The sequence below is a fragment of the Luteibacter sp. NPDC104163 genome (assembly GCF_055584245.1).
In genome coordinates, this window is sequence record NZ_JBVJMK010000014.1 from 73884 (window position 1) to 92272 (window position 18389).

Here is an 18389-nt window from a genome sequence, read left to right on the forward strand (position 1 = left end):
GGGTTCAACCCAAGCCGCTGCCTTCGTATGCAGCCAACAGCACGCGCAGATGGTCGGCCAGGCGCAGGCTGAGCGCGATCAGGGTGAAGGTGGGGAACGCCCAGCCGCTCGTCGGGAACACCGAACTGCCGGCGACATGCAGGTTATGCATGCCATGCACCGTGCCGTCGGTATCAACGACACCGCTGGCCGGGTCCGCCGACATGCGCGTCGTGCCCATGTGGTGCGCCGTGCCGAAGACTTCCGGCTCGGCGGAGGCATCGGTCGCCCAGTGGGCGGCTTCGAACGTGCCCCCGCAGGCATCCGCCAGCGGCTTGCCGGAAAGCGAGGTAAGCGTGCGATAGGTATAGCGGTCGAGCTCGGTGAGTCGCCAGTCGATGTTGACCCGGCGCAGGCCGAGGGCGTCGCGGGTGTTGCCGAGCGTGACCCGTGAATCCCGGTTCGGTGCCTGCTCGAAGAAACCGACGAGTTCGACGCGCTCGCTGTTCACGGTCGGCTTGTCGGCGACTTTCTGGGCGACGGCGCGGATGACATCACCGATGTGCAGGCCCAGGCTCACCGCGCTGAGTGCGAGGTTCGGCGGCACCGCTACCGCTGCCGCCGTGGGGCCATTGCTCATGGCGGCGGAGAGGCGCGCTTCCAGCAACGTCGCTTCATCGCGGCTCGGCGGGCGCAGGGCTGCGCGCACGTTGCGCAGCGCCCGGATGCCCTTGGGCAGGGCACCTTCCACGGCGAAGGGGTGGACGCGACCGTTGAGGACGCGGTGATGGCGCTGCGCGGCGTTCGCCAGGCCGATCTCGGCTGAGACGGGCAGCCGGACCTTGCCGATCGCGCGCTCATAGGGCCGGGTAAGCCGATCCGGTGTCTCCGAGTGGACGCTGCCGATCGTGCCGCGCGGATGGTCCATGAAATAGCGCCCGACCAGGTCGCGGTCGTTGCCGAGGCCACAGGGCGCAACGCTGTCGGAGAGCAGGAGAAGACGTGCGTTCTCGATGCCGCCGGCGGCGAGGACGAAGTGCCGGGCACTGATGTGGCCACGGCGGCCGGTGAGTGCGCCGAGGCGCGCGCGGACCACGGCGGTGGCGGAAGCGTTCGCTTCCAGCTCCATGAGGTTCGCATGCAGCAGCACCGTGATGTTCGGTGCCGCGCGCATCTCGTCACGGTAGGCCTCGCCAAACAGGATCGGGCTCCGCGCGAAAAGCAGGTTCACCAGCGCCTCGGGATCGAGGTCGAGCGGCTTGCGCTGCGTGGGCCCATCGAACTGGCCAGGCCCGAAGGTATGCTCGGGCGCGATCTGGCAGAACTCGCGCGCCTTCGCGTACCAGGGCTCCAGGTCGGCATAGCGCAACGGCCAGCCACTGTCCGGCACCCACTCGCGCGGCGTCATGTCGCTATCGGCAAGGGGGATACATCCGCCGCCCCACAAGGTGCAACTGCCACCGAACACGCGCATGCGCGAGTGGGCCATGTCGAACGGCGAGCCACCGTGGGCCGTGCCTTCGCAGAGCGCCTGGGTACGGTCTTCGCCGGCCAGGCCACCGCTTTCCACCAGGAGCACGCGCACCTGGGTGCCGAGGAAGGCGCGTGCTATGGCGATGCCTGCCGGCCCTGCGCCAATGACGCACAGGTCGGCCTGATGGTCGGCAGGTACCGACCCGTCAAGGTAATCGAGAATCACGAGCGTTTCTCCCGGATGAGGGCCATCCCAGCGTTTCTTGTTCTTCGTGCCCGGGGCGCTTGTGCGCCCTCTCGTTTAGCTGGTGCTTACCCGTGGGAGCGCGCTTGCGCGCGATGGGTCTTGCCGTCGAGCCATCGCGCGCAAGCGCGCTCCCACAGGGTTTTTCAGAGCCTGCCGTCCACCGCCTCGCGGGGGAGGACATATTTCACGTCGTACACCACTGAAGCCGGTTTGCCGAAAGCTCGAATACCTTCCGCACCCATGGCGGCGAATTCCCGGTGGCCGACGGCGACGACGACGGCGTCGTACGTGCCGGGGCGCGGGTCGTCCACGGGCGCTATGCCGTACTCATGGATCGCCTCGTCCGCGCGAACCCACGGGTCGTGCACGTCGACCGTGACGCCATAGGCGTGCAGGGCGGCGACGATATCGACGACACGGGTATTGCGCAGGTCGGGGCAGTTCTCCTTGAACGCGAGCCCCAGCATGAGCACGCGGGCGCACACCGGGTTGATCCCCTTGCGCACCATCAGGCGCACCAGTTCGCTGGCGATGTAAGGGCCCATGCCATCGTTCGTGCGCCGGCCGGCCAGGATCACATCGGGGTGGTGGCCCACCTGTTGCGCCTTGTGCGTCAGGTAATACGGATCGACGCTGATGCAATGCCCGCCCACGAGGCCGGGCCGGAACGGAAGGAAATTCCATTTGGTACCGGCCGCCTCGAGGACCTCCAGGGTGTCGATACCGAGCTTGTTGAACAGGATGGCCAGGTCGTTCACCAGCGCGATGTTCAGGTCGCGCTGCGTGTTCTCGATGACTTTCGCCGCCTCGGCTACCTTGAGCGAGCTCGCGCGGTGGGTGCCGGCGGTGATCACCGAGCGGTAAAGCGCATCCACGAAATCGGCCACTTCGGGGGTCGATCCCGAGGTAACTTTGAGAATTCCCGTAACGCGATGCGTCTTATCGCCGGGGTTAATGCGCTCGGGTGAGTAACCGGCGAAAAAATCCTGGTTGAAAATGAGTCCCGATTCGCGTTCGAGAATGGGAACGCACACCTCTTCGGTGCAGCCGGGATAGACCGTCGATTCGTAGATCACGACATCGCCGCGTTTGAGAACTTTGCCCAGTGTTTCGCTCGCCCGAATCAGCGGCGTGAGATCGGGCCGGCGCGCGTCGTCGATGGGCGTAGGGACGGTGACGATGTACGCATGGCACTCGGCGAGGTCGTGCATGGCGGAAGAGAAACGCAGGCGCTTCGCTTCCGAAAGTTCATTCGAATCCACTTCCAGGGTGGCGTCGTGGCCCGATCGCAGTTCGGAAATGCGTCGTGAATTGATGTCGAATCCAAGGGTTGCGTATTTCTTTCCGAATTCGACTGCAAGCGGCAGCCCGACGTAACCCAGGCCGACAATCCCCAACCGGACCGTGTCCAGCGCAGGTGCGACGAAGGGGGCGATAGCGGCATAGGGGCGCGTGCTGGCGTCCTGGTGATCGACGACGGTCTCGCCTGTTGAACGGCTTTCTGTATCCATCCCCGCACCCACCCCTGGCTTTGCCTTGAGAAATCCGGAACTTCCGGGCGGCCAAAGCGTAGCAACGCGGGCTATCGTTCTTCTGTATCGCTTACGTGCTCCTACTTATGGCCGATGCCCCGCCGCCGGTCGGAACGCATGGCTTGAGGCGGCCCGGCCCGTGAAAACAACGTTTACAACCGGCAGGGGCCGCGATAAGGTTCCGCCAGCCAGTCCCCAAGGGTGGTCAGGCATATGGCTAGAATCAGGCTTTGGGTACGCTGATGTCCGCGCGCACTTACATCGGGTCGGTACGCGTGGCCTTGCTGGATGACCATGCGCTCGTCCTGAAAGGTCTTGTCGCGCACCTCAAGACCTACCCCTCGCTTTCCATCGTGGGCAGCTCCCCGAACAGTCAACACTTTCGGGCACTGCTTGCATCGATGCCCGTCGACGTCGCCCTGATCGACTATTCGCTGGCCGCCGATGACCCGGATGGGATCACCCTGTTGCGCTCGTTGCGCTCGGCCTTTCCGCGCATGAAGGTGGTGGTGGTTTCCGCCCATGACGATGGACCGCTCGTACGCCGGGTGCTCGCGGCCGGTGCGCATGGGTTCGTGGCGAAAAGCCAGGATCCCGACGAAGTGATCCGCGCGATCGACGCGGCCATGACCGGTCGCATTTACGTACCACCCGCGCTGGAGCGCGTGCTGGAAGATGGGACGGATCCCAAGCTCTCTCCCAAGGAGACCGATGTGATCCATTGCTTGCTAAAGGGTATGACCGTCACCCAGATCGCCGACAAGTTCGGGCGCAGCCTGAAGACGATCAGTGCGCAGAAGTCATCGGCCTTCCGCAAGCTCGGCATCGACAACGACAACCAGCTGTATGCCATGCGCGAGCATGTGCGCGCGTCGGAGGAAGGCGACGAGTGAAGCGGTGGCTCGCAGGCGCCTTGCTGGCGTGCCTCGCCTCGCTGGCATGCGCCGCGGATGCGCCCCTGACGCCGAAGCAGTGGGCGGTGGCGCATCCTGTCGTACGCATCGCCATCGATGACCAGCAGGGCGGCCGCATCGGCGGGCAGGCATCGAATCCGCTCGTCACCCAGTACCTCACGCTGGCCGAGGCCAAGACCGGGCTGCGCTTCGTCGTCGTGCACACCGGGTCGTGGGAGGAATCTGTTGCGGCGTTCAAGGCCCGGCGTATCGACCTGTTGCCGTCACTCACCGATCGCCTGGTAGGTGACCTGGGTAGCGACGCGACCTGGTCGCATCCGTTCTACGTGGGGCATACGCTGCTGATCACCCGCACGGTGGGCCCGGCACGCCTGACGCTAAACGAACTGGGCGGGCGGACCCTGGCCTATAAGGGCGGTGGCGAGTACGACAGCTGGCTGCGCCGCGAGCACCCGTCCATCCGCCGGCTTCCGCTCGCCGATGTGCACCAGGTGCTGGCCGCCGTGGAGAGCGGCATCGCGGATGCGGGCCTGGGCATCGACGTCACCTACCATCCGATCGTCCGCCGCGACTACGCGTTGAGCCTGCGCATCGCCGGCGATATCCCCGAGATGCCGGTGAGCGTACGACTCGCCGTGCACAAGGACGCGCCCCAGCTGCTGTCGCTTATCGACGAGAGCCTGGGCCGCATCAGCCCCGGCGAAAACGAGGCGGTGATCGAGCGATGGCTGGAGACTGCCTACCTGCGCGCGCCAACGGTGGCGCACATCGCGTCGGTGTATCGCGTGGAGATCGGGCTGGGCGTCGCCCTGGCCATCGCCCTCGTGTTCGCCGTTTGGCAGATGCGCCGCGCGCAGCTGGCATCACGCCGCGGCGAGGAGCAGAAGACACTGTTGCTGGCGGTCATGAGCCACGAGGTGCGTAACTCGGTCAACGCGGTGGCGTCGTCGATCGAACTCATGACCCGTGCGCCCATGGACGAGACCCAGCGTGATCTCATGGCCATCGCCCAATCCAGCGCGCGCAACCTGCAGGGATTGCTGCGCAGCGCGCTGGATTACACCCGCAGCGAATCGGAGGGATTCACGCCGGAACTGGCCTCATGCGACGCACTGGCCGTTGCGCGGGACGTGCTCCAGGGGCATGCGGGCGCGATGGAACAGAAGGGCCTCGCCGTCCGCCTGGATCTTCCCATGGGGCCGCTGCCCTGGCTGCTACTGGATGAAACGCGCTTGCGGCAGGTGCTCGAGAACCTGCTTTCAAATGCGGTGAAGTTCACTGACCAAGGGCATGTGGGCATCGCGCTCTGGCAGGTCGTGGAGGATGGCGCACCGCGCCGGCTGGTCTTCGAAGTGTTCGATACCGGCGCGGGCATTCCGAAGGACCGCCAGCGCGGGCTGTTCCGACCGTTCTCGCAGGCACATGGCGCACGTTCCCGCGGGCTCGGTGGCACGGGCCTTGGCCTTGGCATTTGCCGTGAGATCGTGCAGCGCCTCGGCGGGCGTTTCGTCCTGAGCAGCGAGGAAGGCGTAGGTACGTCGGTACGCGTGGAGTTGCCGACGAGCCTCGTGCCATCGGCGCCGGCTGCGGAGGCCGCCCCACGTGAAGACGTGGCTTGCGGCGGCGGCACCGTGCTGCTGGTGGAAGACCACCCGGCAAACCGGCAGATCATCGCGGCGCAGTTGCGCTTCCTGGGTTTCGATACAGTGGCCGCCGACCACGGCCAGGCCGCGATCGATGCGTTCGAACCGGGTCGGTTTGCCGCGGTCCTTCTCGACTGCGAGTTGCCGGACATGCAGGGCTACGATATCGCTGCTGAATTGCGCGCCCACGAAGCCCGTGTGGGCGGCGAGCGAACGCTGTTCGTCGCCATTTCCGCCAACCACGGCGCGGAGCACGCAAAGCGCTGCAGCGAGAGCGGGATCGATGTGGTGATGGGCAAGCCGCTCGCGCTCGATCGCCTGCGCGAGGCGCTGGCACCGCCCGCGCAGGCGGATGATGTGTTCGAGGTGTTTCGCGACGAGGGCTTGCGCGACCTCGAGGCCGCCCTTGCGGCGGCAGGGCGGGGTGACATCGCGACGGCCCGGCAATCGATGCACCGGCTGCATGGCGCGGCCCTGGTGCTACGGGTCGAACAACTGGAGGATGCTATCACCCAGGTGTCTGCCGCGCTCGGCGCCGATGATGCGAAGAGGTTGAACCGGCACGCCCACCGCCTGCGGGACCAGCTCCATGCGGTGGCCGCCACTCGCGCCTGAGCGCGATCGCCATTCGCCCCGTTTAAACAAGAAATCGCGTACCCATAACGATGGAATTACCTCCCAACCCGCAGGAGTCCATCGAATGGCAAGCATCAACGCGTCCGCAAGCGGCACGTTCACGATCGGCGGCGACCTCGAGGTCAACCGGCTCGGCTTCGGTGCCATGCGCATCACCGGCGACGGCATCTGGGGCGACCCGGCCGACCCGGCGAAGGCCCGCGCCACACTTAAGAAACTACCTGAGCTTGGCATTAATTTCGTAGATACGGCCGATAGTTACGGCCCATATGTAAGTGAAGATCTCATTCGCGAAATCCTGCATCCATACAAGGGCATGGTCATCGCGACCAAGAGCGGCCTGACTCGCCATGGGCCGAATATCTGGGCACCGCTCGGCCGGCCGGAATACCTGCGCCAGGGCGTGCTGATGAGCCTGCGCCGACTCAAGGTCGATCGCATCGATTTGTGGCAGCTGCACCGCGTCGACGAGAAGGTCCCGGCCGACGAGCAGTTCGACGTGATCAAACAGATGCAGAAGGAAGGCCTGATCCGTCATGCCGGCCTGTCCGAAGTTAACGTCGGCCAGATCGAAGCAGCGCAGAAGTACTTCAAGGTCGCGACCGTCCAGAACCTCTACAACCTCGGCAATCGCCAGAGCGAGGAGGTGCTGGATTACTGCGACAAGCACAACATCGGCTTCATCCCGTGGTTCCCACTCGCCGCGGGCGCGCTCGCGAAAGAAGGTTCGGTGCTCTCGAAGATCGCCGGCAAGCTAGGCGCAAGCAACGGCCAGGTCGCGCTGGCGTGGCTGCTGAAGCGCTCGAAGGTCATGCTGCCCATCCCGGGCACGGGCGATCCGGAACACCTGGAGGAAAACGTGAAGGGCGCCTCGCTGCAACTCTCGCAGGAAGACTACGAAGCCCTCGAACACGCGGTGAAGTAACCGCTACGCTGGTGGGAGCTGCACTTGTGGGAGCGCGCTTGCGCGCGATGGGGTGCTCGCGACAAGCCCCATCGCGTGCAAGCACGCTCCCACAGGAGCCGGGGCTTAGTGCAGCTTCACCGGCGGGTAGGTCGTGCGGCGCAGGCGGTCGGCGATCCAGAGGGCGGTGGCGCGGCCGTAGCCGTGCAGCGCCACGCGGTGCATCTGTTCGAGCGACACGTAGAGCATCTTCGCCAGCCAGCCGCGCAACGGCAGTACCGAACGGCCGGGAGGCACCGTGGGCACTTCACCCGCGGCCTGCCGCGCGCCCAGCGAGACGAGCGTGCCTTTCGCGTGATAGCGGAACGGCGGTGCGGTTTCGCCGGCGACCAGCCGCGGCAGAGCCTTCGCCAGCCACGTGGCCTGCTGGTGCGCGGCCTGCGCGGTAGGCGGTACGACCGTGCCTTCCGGGCTGAACGCCGCATAGGCGCAATCGCCGATCGCATAGACATCGCGCACACCCTTCGCCGCCAGATGGGCGTCGACGATGATGCGCCGGTCGCGCGAGAGTTCGAACGGGCCCAGCCCGGTGACGAAGTCATGGCCGATCACGCCCGCGGCCCACACCTGGATCTCGCACGGCACGTGGGATCCATCGTTGAGGGTGAACGAGCCTTCCTGCACCGATTTGACGCCGACGCCGACACGCACGTTCACGCCCATGCGCACGAGGATGCGCTGCGCCCATGCCGAGGTACGCGGATCCACCGCCGGCAATACACGCGGGGCCATGTCCATCAGGGTGATGTCGAGCTTGCTGGCCGGCGAGAGCCCGCCGTAGCGGTGCATATCGTTGAACGCGTGGTGCAGCTCGGCTGCCAGCTCCACGCCGGTGGCACCCGCGCCGACGATACCGATGCGGATCTTGTAGGCCGGATCGCCCGCCGTACGCAGGGCAAGGGCGAGGATTCGTTTGCGCAGGCGTACCGCCTGGCCGGGGCTGTCGAGCATGTCGCAGTACTCGAGCACGCCCGGGGTACCGAAGTCGTTCACGCGGCTGCCGAACGCGAGCACCAGGGTGTCGTAGGACAAAGAGCGTGCGGGCAGGATCAGTTCATCCGTCCCGGGCAGGTGCACGTCGGCGAGATCGATCCGTTTTGCCGCGGTATCCACGCGGCGAAGCGCGCCGGGTTCATAGCGGTAGCCATGGGTGGTGCCGTGGGCCAGGAACGGCACGGCCTCCTCGCCATCGCCCAGCAGGCCGGCGGCCAGCTCGTGCAGCCGCGGCTTCCAGAAGTGGCTCGGGTCCCGATCGACCAGGACCACTTCGCATGAGCCGTGCCGGCCGAGCCGCGTTGCCAGTTCCACGCCTGCCGCGCCGCCGCCGACGATCACTACCCGGTGCTTGCCTGATTCCACGGATGCTTCCCAATGGTCGATACTGATCGAGAGCATAAAACCTAACCCGTCGCTGGCTTGCGAAGCCTCGGCCTTTCCTGTAAATCCGTGACCCCATGCCACGATTCATGCGACGACGAACCTGATCCCCCCCTCCCGGTGCCACGCGCGCCGTCGTTCGTCATCGTCCCGGAGATCGCATGTCCCTGTCCCTTATCGCACAGGTGGACGAGGCTCTCGCCTCGGCCTTCCACGCCCTTTCGCTTCCCCTGGAGCTCGCGCACACCGAACCCTCGGCGCGCCCGGAACTGGGGGATTTCCAGTGCCATGGCGCGCTCGCCGCGGCGCGGGCCGCAAGGCGGCCGCCGCGCGCCATCGCCGACGATATCGCGACCGCCTTGCGGCCCGATGCGCGGTTTGCGTCCGTCGAGGTGGCCGGCCCCGGTTTCGTGAACCTGCGCCTCGCCGATGCCTTCCTTGCCGAGGTCGCCGCGGCCACGCTGGCTGATCCGGGCCTTGGCGTCGCGGATGAAGGGCAGGGCCGCCTGGTCGTGCTCGACTTCGGCGGCCCCAACGTCGCGAAGCCGCTGCACGTGGGCCACCTGCGCTCGCTCGTGCTCGGCGAAAGCATGCGCCGCATCCATGGCGCGCTTGGGTGGCGGACACACGGTGACGCGCACCTGGGCGACTGGGGCCTGCAGATGGGCATGCTTAGCGCGGCGATCCGCCGGCAGGCGCCCGGGCTGGCGTATTTCACCGGCAATGGCCCGTATCCAGACCATGCGCCCGTAACGCTCGACGAGCTCGAGCGCCTGTATCCCGAAGCCGCCGCCGCGAGCCGGGAAGATCCCGCACGGATGGACGAGGCACGCGCGGATACGGCGGCGCTGCAGGCGGGTAACCCCGGCTTGCTCGCGTTGTGGCGCAACCTTCGCCAGCTGAGCGTCGATGCGCAGGTGCGCGATTTCGCCTTGCTCGACGTGCATTTCGATGCGCTGGACGGCGAGAGCGACGTGCGCGATGCGATCGCGCCGCTGGTTGACGACCTGCGCGCGCGGGGCATCGCGCGCGATAGCGACGGCGCGCTGGTGGTGGACGTGGCACTGCCCGACGATACGAGCGAGGTACCGCCGCTGCTCCTCGCGAAGCGCGATGGCGCGGCGCTCTATGCGACCACCGATCTTGCCACGTTGCAGGCGCGCACGCGCATGCCGGGCTTGGCGAGGGTCGTCTACGTCGTCGACCAGCGGCAGGCGCTGCACTTCCAGCAGGTCTTCCGTGCGGCCCACCGTGCCGGCATAGGCAGGGGTGTCGAACTCGTCCATGCCGGTTTTGGCACGGTGAACGGCAAGGACGGCAAGCCGTTCAAGACGCGCCAGGGCGGCGTGGCGCGTCTGCGCGATCTGCTCGATGAAGCGGTTGAACGGGCACGCGAGCGCGTCGATGCGTCCGCGCGCGTTGCTGAAGACGAGCGGGAAGCGCTTGCCCGGATGATCGGCATCGCCGCGGTGAAGTTCGCGGATCTTTCTGGCGACCGGCTGTCGGGCTATGTGTTCGATGCGGAACGGCTGGTGGCGTTCGAGGGGAAGACGGGACCGTACCTGCAGTACGCCGTTGTTCGCATGCGTTCCGTGCTGGAGAAGGCCGCCGACACGCGGGCCCTCGAACCGTTCGCGCGCGAGGCGGCGGAACGCGAGCTGGTGCTTGCTTGCCTCGCCTTCGGTGGCAAGGTCAGCGAAGCGGCGCAGCTGCTGCAACCCGGCGTCCTCGCCGCCTGGGCTTATGACGTGGCGCAGCGATTCAGCCGCTTCTACGACCGCTGCCCGATCCTGCGCGAGCCGGATGACACCATCCGCGCGCAACGGCTCGGTATTTGCCAGCTCGCGCTGGCGGTGCTGGAGCGGGCGCTGACCCTACTGGGCATCGCCGTGCCCACCCGGATGTAACCTTGGGGCGCGCTTGCGCGCGGCCCCCATATAACTGTGGGAGCGCGCTTGCGCGCGATGGGGGTGTCGCGAGCACCCATCGCGTGCAAGCACGCTCCCACAGGAAGCATCAAGCCTTGCTGTACGCGTCTACCGCGTCCATCGCGCGGGCGGAATAGACCAGGGCCGCGCCGGCATTCATCGCGATCGCCACGCCGAGGGCTTCAGTGATTTCTTCGCGGGTCGCGCCGGCCTTCAGGGCGGCGTCGGTGTGCACCGTGATACAGCCATCACAGCGCGTCGTCACGGCGACGGCGAGCGAAATCAACTCGCGGGTCTTCGCGCCGAGCGACCCTTCCTTATGCGCATTCGCGGCGGAAAGGGTCTGGTAGCCCTTGAGGGTATCCGGGCTCAGCTTGCCGATCTCGCCAATGCGGCCCATGAGCTCTTTCTTGTAAGCAACCCAGTCAAGCATGTTCGTGACTCCGATGAGCGGCGGCGCGGGGTGCGTCGTCGTGGGAGAGATGATGGCACCGCCGGGTGCGCGGCTGAATGCTCGAATGTCGCGTGTTTTGGCTGAAACGTCTCACGGAGGTCGCCTGGGCAGCGGAGCGGGCAAACGAGTGCGGCAGTCCGTCGCACCGGCCTGACCGCCGGAAGGCACCGCCGAACTGGCTGGTACCGTGGCGTCGACCGCATTTCGTGACTCAAGGAGGGACTCTCATGCCACAACCGGCTTCGCCGGAGGCACGCCTCGGCTGCGCGGAATGCGGCCTCCACGCGATCTGCCTTCCGGAGGGTGTCGACGAAGGCGGCCTCGCTCGTCTCGATCGCCTCACGCGCCAGCGCAGCACCTACCAGCGCGGCGACTCGGTGTTCCGCCAAGGCCAGCCGTTCGATGCGCTGTACGTCGTGCGCTCCGGCGCCGTACGCGTTGCGCTGGGCGATGCCGATGGCGGCCAGCAGGTGCTTGGGTTCCGCTTGCCGGGTGAAATCCTCGGCGTGGATGGCATGCTTGACGACACGCACCGCACCGACGCCACCGCCCTCGAACGCACCACCATCTGCGAAGTGCCGTTCGCGCGCCTCGAGGATCTGTTCCAGCAGCTGCCAGGCCTGCAGCGGAAGATGATGCGCGAGCTGGGCCGCGAGGTCGCAAGCACGCAGCAACACGTGCTTGCGATGGGCCGGCCGCAGGCGCTCGAACGTGTCGCGTTGTTCCTTCGTGGCTTGCTTGAACGCTACGACAGGTTGTCGCGGCCTACGGACACGGTTCGCCTGCCAATGGGCCGCAGCGACATCGCGTGCTATCTCGGCCTGGCCGTCGAGACCGTGAGCCGGGCGTTGGGGCGCATGGAAGAGCACGGTGTCCTCTCGGCCAGCGGCCGCCACCTGCGCATCCACCGCCGCGACCTGCTCGATGCGCTGTGCGTCGCCGACGCCACGAGTGAGCGCAGGAAAAACTGAGCGCGATCAGGAACGCGCGGGCAGGGGATTCCTAACCTCTGCGGTGCCGGCCCCGATGGCTGGCATCCCTGCCCACAAGGAGTTCCCCCGTGTTCCAGCTCAAGACCCTCGCCGCCGCCATCCTGCTCGCCGCGCCGATCGCGGCACAGGCCGCGGAATCGCCGTGGACGCTCCACTTCGGTGCCCATGTCGTCGATCCCAAATCAGACACCGGCCAGATCGCTGGCTTGCCGTCGAGCATCAGCAAGAGCACGCGGCCCACGTTCAGCGTGGAATACCGCTTCGCCCCGGGCTGGTCGGCCGAGTTGCTGGCCGCGGTGCCGTTCCAGCATGAGGTACGCCTGGATGGCACGCGCGCGGTGAGCGTGAAGCAGCTACCGCCGACGCTCGGCGTGCTGTACCACTTCATGGAAGGCGGCACGGTGTCACCGTTCGTCGGCGCCGGTATCAACTACACGTGGTTCTTCGATAAGAAGGGGCGCAACGCGCTGGATGGGACGCGCGTGCAGCTCGCGAACAGCTGGGGTGCCGCTGGCCATGCCGGCGTGGATATCCGCCTCGATGATCGCTGGACCTTCACCGTGGATGCCCGCTACATGGACATCGACACGAAGGTGAAGGTGAATGGTGCACGGGTCGGCACCGCGCATGTCGATCCCTGGGTCTATGGCCTGAGCTTCGGCTACCGCCTGTAATCCGGGCGGCTTGTCCGCGCCCGCGTTCATGCCGATACTCGCGTCACCTCTGGCGCCAGATCGACCCATGGACGCACTTACCCGGATCCTGGAACTCGCCCGCGTGCGCGGCGCGCTCGACCTGCGCTGCCAGCTCGCGGGCGGTTTCAGCCTGGACCACGAGGATGCTGGCCCGGGCGAAGCACCGTTCCACCTGGTGCTGGCGGGTGAGGGCGTCATGGAGTTACCCGGCCGACGCACCTTGCCATTGCGTGCCGGTGACCTGGTCGTCCTGCCGCATGGCACGAGCCACCGGGTCCGCGACACCCGTGGCACGCTGCATGACGCACCCATTGTCCTCGACGCCTCGGGGCCACTGGTGCTTAAGAGCACGGCGGGTGAGGGTCCCGTACTGGACCTGCTGTGCGGGCGCTTCGTACACGCGCCGGATGCCGGGCAGCTGCTGTTCTCCACGTTGCCGGATGCCCTGCACGTGTCGCTCGCCGAGGCGCACGGCATGGCGACGCTCGAGGCGATCGTCAGCGTGTTCCGCACTGAGGTCGGCGATCTGGCCCCCGGGGCCCTCGCCGTCGTCACGGCGCTTAGCCAGGCCCTGCTGGTATTCGCCTTGCGGGCGCAGCTGGAGCACGGGCTGATGCCGCCCTCGCTGCTGACCCTGATGGCAGACCCGCGGCTGGGGCGCGCCCTGCTGGCGATGTTGCGCGACCCCGCGCATGAGTGGACCGTCGAAGCGCTGGCCGCGCAGGCCGCCATGTCGCGTGCGACCTTCGCCCGGCATTTCGAGGCGAAGGGCAAGCAATCGCCGCACGAGGTGCTCACGCTCCTGCGCATGCATCTTGCGGCCGAGTTCCTCCGCCGCGGTGATCTCACCGCCGCAGCCGTTGCCGAGCGCGTGGGCTACCGCTCCGAATCGGCCTTCGGCAAGACCTTCCTGCGCATCATGGGTACCACGCCCGCCCGATTCCGCCGCGCCTGACGCGCCTGCGCCGCTCTACCGCAAGGTTCGGATGGTGGGCCGGACGCCCCTGGCCCAGCATGGCGTCATCCCCAACGGAGGCGACATCCATGGCATACCGAATCCGCGGCATCGACCCGGCGCCGTTTCTTTCCCTGTACGACCTGCCCGATGCAGAGCTGAAGCAGCGCGGCATCCTGCGCACGATCGCCTCAAGCGATACCGGCTATCCGGAGCGCGTGGAATTGCGCAATGCCCGTCGAGGGGAAACGCTGCTGCTGTTGAATTTCACCCATCAGCCCGCTCCTGGTCCCTACCACGCGAGCCACGCGGTCTTCATCCGGGAGGGGGCCACCACGCCCGCCGAGCTGCAGGATGAGGTGCCGGAAGTGATGGCCCAGCGGATGATCTCGCTGCGCGCCTTCACGAGCGAACACCTGATCGACCAGGCCGCACTGGTCGACGGCCGGCAGCTCGATGAAGCCATCCGGCGCATGCTCAGCACCGCAACCGTCGCTTACATCCACGCCCATTACGCGGCTTATGGGTGCTTTGCGGCGCATGTGACCCGGGATTGATGTGGGTTTGTGGGAGCGGGCTTGCGCGCGATCGCGCGCAAGCGCGCTCCCACAGGGGGTACTCGGCGACAGGGCGGTGTATAACGGGACCATGGAAACCACCGACTCCAGGCTCTGCCCGATCTGCCAGGGCACCGGCACCGTCACCTATATCGACGAAGAAGTCGGTTGCCAGGTGCAGTTGCCCTGCTGGGCCTGCGCACCCAAGGCGGAGACCAGCCTGGGCCAGCCCGCCCCCGGCGCCCCGTGGCTATAAGGCGTCGTAGGAGCCCACCCTGTGGGCGACATCTTTCGCGAGATTCGCTCATGACCTGCGGCACTTCGCGAACGGCGTCGCCCACAGGGTGGGCTCCTACGGACCTTTCTACATCTTGAAATTCACACCCAGCATGATCGTGCGGCCGTACGTGTCGAATTCCAGCGGGCGCTGGATCTTCACGTTGTTCGGCAGTGCGGCGGTCTGCATGGTCTTGAACGGCGAGTCGGTCAGGTTGTTCACCTGTAGCAGCACGCTCAGCCCGCTGTAGCGGCCTTCCTGGAACTCGTAGCCAATCTGCATGTCCGTCTGCTTGTCCGCCAGCACGGTGGTGTAGCCGAGCTGGTCGAACAGGGCCACCGCTTCGCCGGTAAACGAGGAGCGATAACGCTCGGCAATGCGGAACGACCAGCCGTACTTTTCGTAATACAAGGCCAGGTTCGCCACCTTGCGCGACAGGCCGGGCAGGGTGCTCGGGCTGCCGGGGATGGTCGACACTGCGCTGGTGGGCAGCGTGCTGTTGGTGAGCGAGAAGTTGCCCTGCGCACCGAAGCCGTCGAGCCACGAGGCGATCAGGCCACCCTCGATACCGCCCTGCAGTTCGAGACCCTGGATCTTGCCGCCCGTGCCGTTCTGCGGCGTGGTGAACGAGCCATACACGCTGTTCGGGGTCAGCGTCGGATTGTCGTTGACGTAGTTGGAGAAGTTGTAGTCGAGGACGGTTTCGTTATAGATGTAATTCAGCAGGTTCTTGTTGAACACCGCGGCCGCCACGTAACTCGCCTTGCCGAAGTACTTTTCCCAGCTGAGGTCCGCGCCCACCGCGATATACGGCTTCAGCTTCGGATTGCCGCCGCTGCCCGACCACAGCACCTGGCCCGCAGCCGGGCCATCGGTGATTTCTGCAACGCTTGCGGATGTGGCCACCTTCTCGTCGTCGATGCGGCCGCGCGCCATGGTCTTGGCGAGGCCGAAGCGCAGGTATTGCTTGTCCGCGATCTCGGCGAAGACGTTCAGGCTCGGCAGCACCTTGGTGTACTTCGTGCCGTCCGCGATGCGGCCGACGAGTGCATCGCCATTGGTCTGCAGCGCGGTGGAAGACTGGTCGGTGCGCACGACCTGCACGCCGACGTTGCCGCCGATCGGAATGCCGCCAGCGCTGGTGTCGATGTTGAACTTCAGGTACGCGACGGGCACCTTCTCGCGCACCGTGTAATTGCGGCTCCAGTCGCTCTGGCCGTTGCGCTGCGTGAGGTAGTACTGGCTGCCCAGCGCATCCATTACATCGTAATTGATGATCGCCGGGAAGCCGCCGTAGCTCAGATCGGTCACGCCGCTAAGGAAAGAGGGATCGATCGGCGAGCCATAGCCGGGTAGGTAACTGCCCGATGTGGAACCGTTACCGTTGAGCCACGCAAAGAACACATCCGCCGACTTGGTCTTGCGCCGGTCGGAGTAGTTCGCACCGAGCGTGAAGTCGCTGAAGATCCAGCCGACCGGGTGGGTCACTTCGAGGCGGAAGGCGCGGATCGAGTCCTTCTGCTTGTCGTATTCCGAGCGGCCGTCATACCCGTAGTTGTTCGGATCGGTGAACTGGATCCGGCCGGGGTCGGCGAAGTTCGTCCCCGGCGTGAAATCCGGAAAGTGCTCGTGCACTGGCGTGGCGAAATCCGTGGAACTGGTTTCCTGGTCGGGCAAGCCGGCAAACAGATAGGCATCGTGCAGGCGCCGCTTCGCCATCGAGTACGACGCGTCAGCATTGATCATCCAGCCGTTGCCGAAGTCGTACTGGTTGTTCCAGCCCGCAGAGAACAGGTTGTCCTTTTCCTTGGTGTACTCGTTCTGCAGGATCGCCTTCAGGCCATCGATATGGCCCGTGGTGACGAGCGGGTACGGAAGGGTGGGCACCGTGCCGACGTTCGAATACGAGACGTTGTCGTACGGGCTGCTCGACCACTGCGCGCCGTTGAGGAAGGTCTTCTGGCTGAACGTCGAGTAGTACAGGTCCAGCGTCGAGTGGTAATGGTCGTCCGGCGCCCATTCCAGCACCGTCATCAGGCCATTGCGCAGCTGGTTCTCGGATTTCGCGCGCAGCTGCATGCCTTCCTGGGAAAGCACGTTATCGGGCAGACCTGGTGTGTGCGGCGCACCCCAGTTGTTCTCGGCGCCCTGCGAGCCGTTGTTCAGGCTCCACCACCACGCCTGGTACTGCTTCTCCTGCACGGGCGAATCCAGCTGGGCGAAACCGACCGCGAGGCCCAGCGTGTGGTCGAAGTACTGGTCGATGTACGAGAAGCTAGCGCGGTGGCCGGCATCGCCGACGCCGCTGCCATGGTTGAGGTTGCCGTTATCGGTGGTCTCGCCGCGCAGGTTGGCCGCGAAGGCGCGCTTCGGCAGGTCCAGCGGGCGGATGGTGTGCAGGTCGACGGTGCCCGACAGGCCCTGGCCGACAAGGCTCGCATCCGGGGTCTTGTAGACCGCGACGCCGCTGATCAGCTCCGACGGATACTGGTCGAAATCGACGCCACGGTTCTCGCCGATCGTCGCCTGCTCGCGGCCGTTGAGCGTCGTGCCGACGAAATCGGGCGAGAGGCCGCGGATGGAGATCTGGTTCGCGCGGCCATCGACGCGCTGCGTCGCCAGGCCCGGGACGCGGGCCAGGCTCTCGGCGATGCTGCTATCGGGCAGCTTGCCGATATCCTCGGCCGAGATCGCCTCGATGATGTTGCTCGAGTTCTGCTTGGCCTTGAGCGAGTTCTGGATCGAGGCCTGGATGCCGGTGACCACGACGGCGTCCAGGTTGCTCACGCCATCGCTGTTGGTCGGTTTGGGCGCCTTCTTGGCTTTTTGCTCGGTTGCCGATTTTGCATTGGCGTCCGCCGGTGGCGGCGTGTTCTGTGGGGTCTGGTCCTGCGCCCAGCTGGCTCCGGAGGCCAGCCAGAGGGCCATGGCGCACGCGGCGGCGAGCGGCCGCGCGTGGATAACGGACACTGCCCGGCCCGGCATCGAATGGCGATGATTCATGGAGTTCCCCGCGTCTTGTGACGTTATTTTTTGATGTAACGAGCGCCCCTCAGCACTCGCGGCGGCGAGGATGGTGGAGGGTCCACCCCCTGTCATCTGGCAACGCAGCAGATTCGTGCGAAACGTTCAGTTTTCATGGGAACGAGACCGCAGGAACTTGCGATATGCATCCCAAAAGACACAGGCGAAACGTGGTGGCGTGGGGCTAGCATCGCCGGACATCCACCGGGGAGGGGAACCCATGTACGTACGCTCGCTAGCTGTTGCAACCTGTCTTCTCGCCGCGGCACCCGCTGCCTTTGCCGCCGAAAGCGACCAGGCGGTGCTCGCGCCGTTCCAGGCGTTCCTCGATGGCATGGCGAAGTACGACCAGGCCGCCATGCGCGCCACCGTCCAGCCCGAGGGCAGCGTCGCGCTGCTGCGCAAGGACAAGATCATTCGCAACACGCTCGCCGGTTTCATCGACCACATCAAGCCGGGCAAGGACCGCATCGAGGAGCGGATCTACGATCCGCTGGTTCGCGTGGACGACAACCTCGCGATCATCTGGGCGCGCTACGACTTCCGCGTGAACGGGAAGGTCGTGCATTGCGGCACCGACCTCGTGCACCTCGTGAAGCAGGATGGCAAGTGGGTGATCGCCGGCATCGCCGACAACAGCCGGGACGATTGTCCGGCCGGATGACGTGATTGCCGGAAACGCCATGTAACGCGCGCGAGACGGCCAAACGGCCGAATTGCCCGCGCGTTCGCCACGGCGCCT

Annotated in this window: 15 protein-coding genes; 10 read left to right on the forward strand and 5 right to left on the reverse strand. The window is 66.1% G+C overall.

Annotation, left to right across the window (positions count from 1 at the left end; all coding sequences use genetic code 11):
- Nucleotides 1-4: 4 nt before the first annotated feature.
- Together ACZ6YI_RS16235 and tviB are read right to left on the reverse strand one after the other, a co-directional pair.
- Nucleotides 5-1678 carry a GMC oxidoreductase gene (locus ACZ6YI_RS16235; protein WP_465779568.1) on the reverse strand — a complete coding sequence of 558 codons (1674 nt, stop codon included), beginning with the start codon at nucleotides 1676-1678 and terminating at the stop codon, nucleotides 5-7.
- Between the two features lie 164 nt (nucleotides 1679-1842).
- Nucleotides 1843-3111: a Vi polysaccharide biosynthesis UDP-N-acetylglucosamine C-6 dehydrogenase TviB gene (tviB, locus tag ACZ6YI_RS16240; RefSeq protein WP_465779602.1), complete on the reverse strand. Its 1269-nt coding sequence runs from the start codon at nucleotides 3109-3111 to the stop codon at nucleotides 1843-1845.
- 362 nt (nucleotides 3112-3473) lie between these two features.
- On the opposite strand from tviB, the gene ACZ6YI_RS16245 reads away from it, so the two are divergent.
- The 3 genes from ACZ6YI_RS16245 (at nucleotide 3474) to ACZ6YI_RS16255 (ending at nucleotide 7349) form a co-directional block, all read left to right on the forward strand.
- Nucleotides 3474-4124 carry a response regulator gene (locus ACZ6YI_RS16245; protein ID WP_465779569.1) on the forward strand — a complete coding sequence of 217 codons (651 nt, stop codon included), beginning with the start codon at nucleotides 3474-3476 and terminating at the stop codon, nucleotides 4122-4124.
- Complete coding sequence (locus tag ACZ6YI_RS16250; RefSeq protein ID WP_465779570.1) at nucleotides 4121-6403, forward strand: hybrid sensor histidine kinase/response regulator; 2283 nt, start codon at nucleotides 4121-4123, stop codon at nucleotides 6401-6403. Before ACZ6YI_RS16245 ends, ACZ6YI_RS16250 begins: the two co-directional genes overlap by 4 nt.
- An 85-nt stretch (nucleotides 6404-6488) precedes the next feature.
- Nucleotides 6489-7349: an aldo/keto reductase gene (locus ACZ6YI_RS16255; protein WP_465779571.1), complete on the forward strand. Its 861-nt coding sequence runs from the start codon at nucleotides 6489-6491 to the stop codon at nucleotides 7347-7349.
- A gap of 105 nt (nucleotides 7350-7454) precedes the next feature.
- Here the strand turns inward: ACZ6YI_RS16255 and ACZ6YI_RS16260 are convergent, their stop codons facing one another.
- The gene (locus ACZ6YI_RS16260; RefSeq protein ID WP_465779572.1) at nucleotides 7455-8783 is read right to left on the reverse strand and encodes an NAD(P)/FAD-dependent oxidoreductase; all 1329 of its coding nucleotides are present in this window, start codon (nucleotides 8781-8783) and stop codon (nucleotides 7455-7457) included.
- Between the two features lie 143 nt (nucleotides 8784-8926).
- On the opposite strand from ACZ6YI_RS16260, the gene argS reads away from it, so the two are divergent.
- The gene (gene argS / locus ACZ6YI_RS16265; RefSeq protein ID WP_465779573.1) at nucleotides 8927-10672 is read left to right on the forward strand and encodes an arginine--tRNA ligase; all 1746 of its coding nucleotides are present in this window, start codon (nucleotides 8927-8929) and stop codon (nucleotides 10670-10672) included.
- Nucleotides 10673-10781: 109 nt separating this feature from the next.
- Here argS and ACZ6YI_RS16270 read toward each other — a convergent pair whose 3' ends face one another.
- Nucleotides 10782-11126: a carboxymuconolactone decarboxylase family protein gene (locus ACZ6YI_RS16270; RefSeq protein ID WP_465779574.1), complete on the reverse strand. Its 345-nt coding sequence runs from the start codon at nucleotides 11124-11126 to the stop codon at nucleotides 10782-10784.
- 248 nt (nucleotides 11127-11374) lie between these two features.
- On the opposite strand from ACZ6YI_RS16270, the gene ACZ6YI_RS16275 reads away from it, so the two are divergent.
- The 5 genes from ACZ6YI_RS16275 (at nucleotide 11375) to ACZ6YI_RS16295 (ending at nucleotide 14602) form a co-directional block, all read left to right on the forward strand.
- The gene (locus ACZ6YI_RS16275; protein WP_440330131.1) at nucleotides 11375-12118 is read left to right on the forward strand and encodes a cyclic nucleotide-binding domain-containing protein; all 744 of its coding nucleotides are present in this window, start codon (nucleotides 11375-11377) and stop codon (nucleotides 12116-12118) included.
- A gap of 89 nt (nucleotides 12119-12207) precedes the next feature.
- Nucleotides 12208-12813: an OmpW/AlkL family protein gene (locus ACZ6YI_RS16280; protein WP_465779575.1), complete on the forward strand. Its 606-nt coding sequence runs from the start codon at nucleotides 12208-12210 to the stop codon at nucleotides 12811-12813.
- 67 nt (nucleotides 12814-12880) lie between these two features.
- On the forward strand, nucleotides 12881-13789 hold the full coding sequence (locus ACZ6YI_RS16285) for a cupin domain-containing protein (protein ID WP_465779576.1): 909 nt from the start codon (nucleotides 12881-12883) through the stop codon (nucleotides 13787-13789).
- An 89-nt stretch (nucleotides 13790-13878) separates the two neighbouring features.
- Complete coding sequence (locus ACZ6YI_RS16290) at nucleotides 13879-14346, forward strand: DUF1203 domain-containing protein (protein WP_465779577.1); 468 nt, start codon at nucleotides 13879-13881, stop codon at nucleotides 14344-14346.
- A 91-nt stretch (nucleotides 14347-14437) separates the two neighbouring features.
- Entirely contained in the window at nucleotides 14438-14602 is a 165-nt protein-coding gene (locus ACZ6YI_RS16295) for a hypothetical protein (RefSeq protein WP_440330091.1), read from the forward strand.
- Nucleotides 14603-14710: 108 nt separating this feature from the next.
- On the opposite strand, the gene ACZ6YI_RS16300 is transcribed toward ACZ6YI_RS16295, so the two are convergent.
- Complete coding sequence (locus tag ACZ6YI_RS16300; protein WP_465779578.1) at nucleotides 14711-17626, reverse strand: TonB-dependent receptor; 2916 nt, start codon at nucleotides 17624-17626, stop codon at nucleotides 14711-14713.
- A gap of 241 nt (nucleotides 17627-17867) precedes the next feature.
- On the opposite strand from ACZ6YI_RS16300, the gene ACZ6YI_RS16305 reads away from it, so the two are divergent.
- Nucleotides 17868-18311, forward strand: a complete 444-nt coding sequence (locus ACZ6YI_RS16305; protein WP_465779579.1) for a nuclear transport factor 2 family protein — start codon at nucleotides 17868-17870, stop codon at nucleotides 18309-18311.
- Nucleotides 18312-18389: the final 78 nt, after the last annotated feature.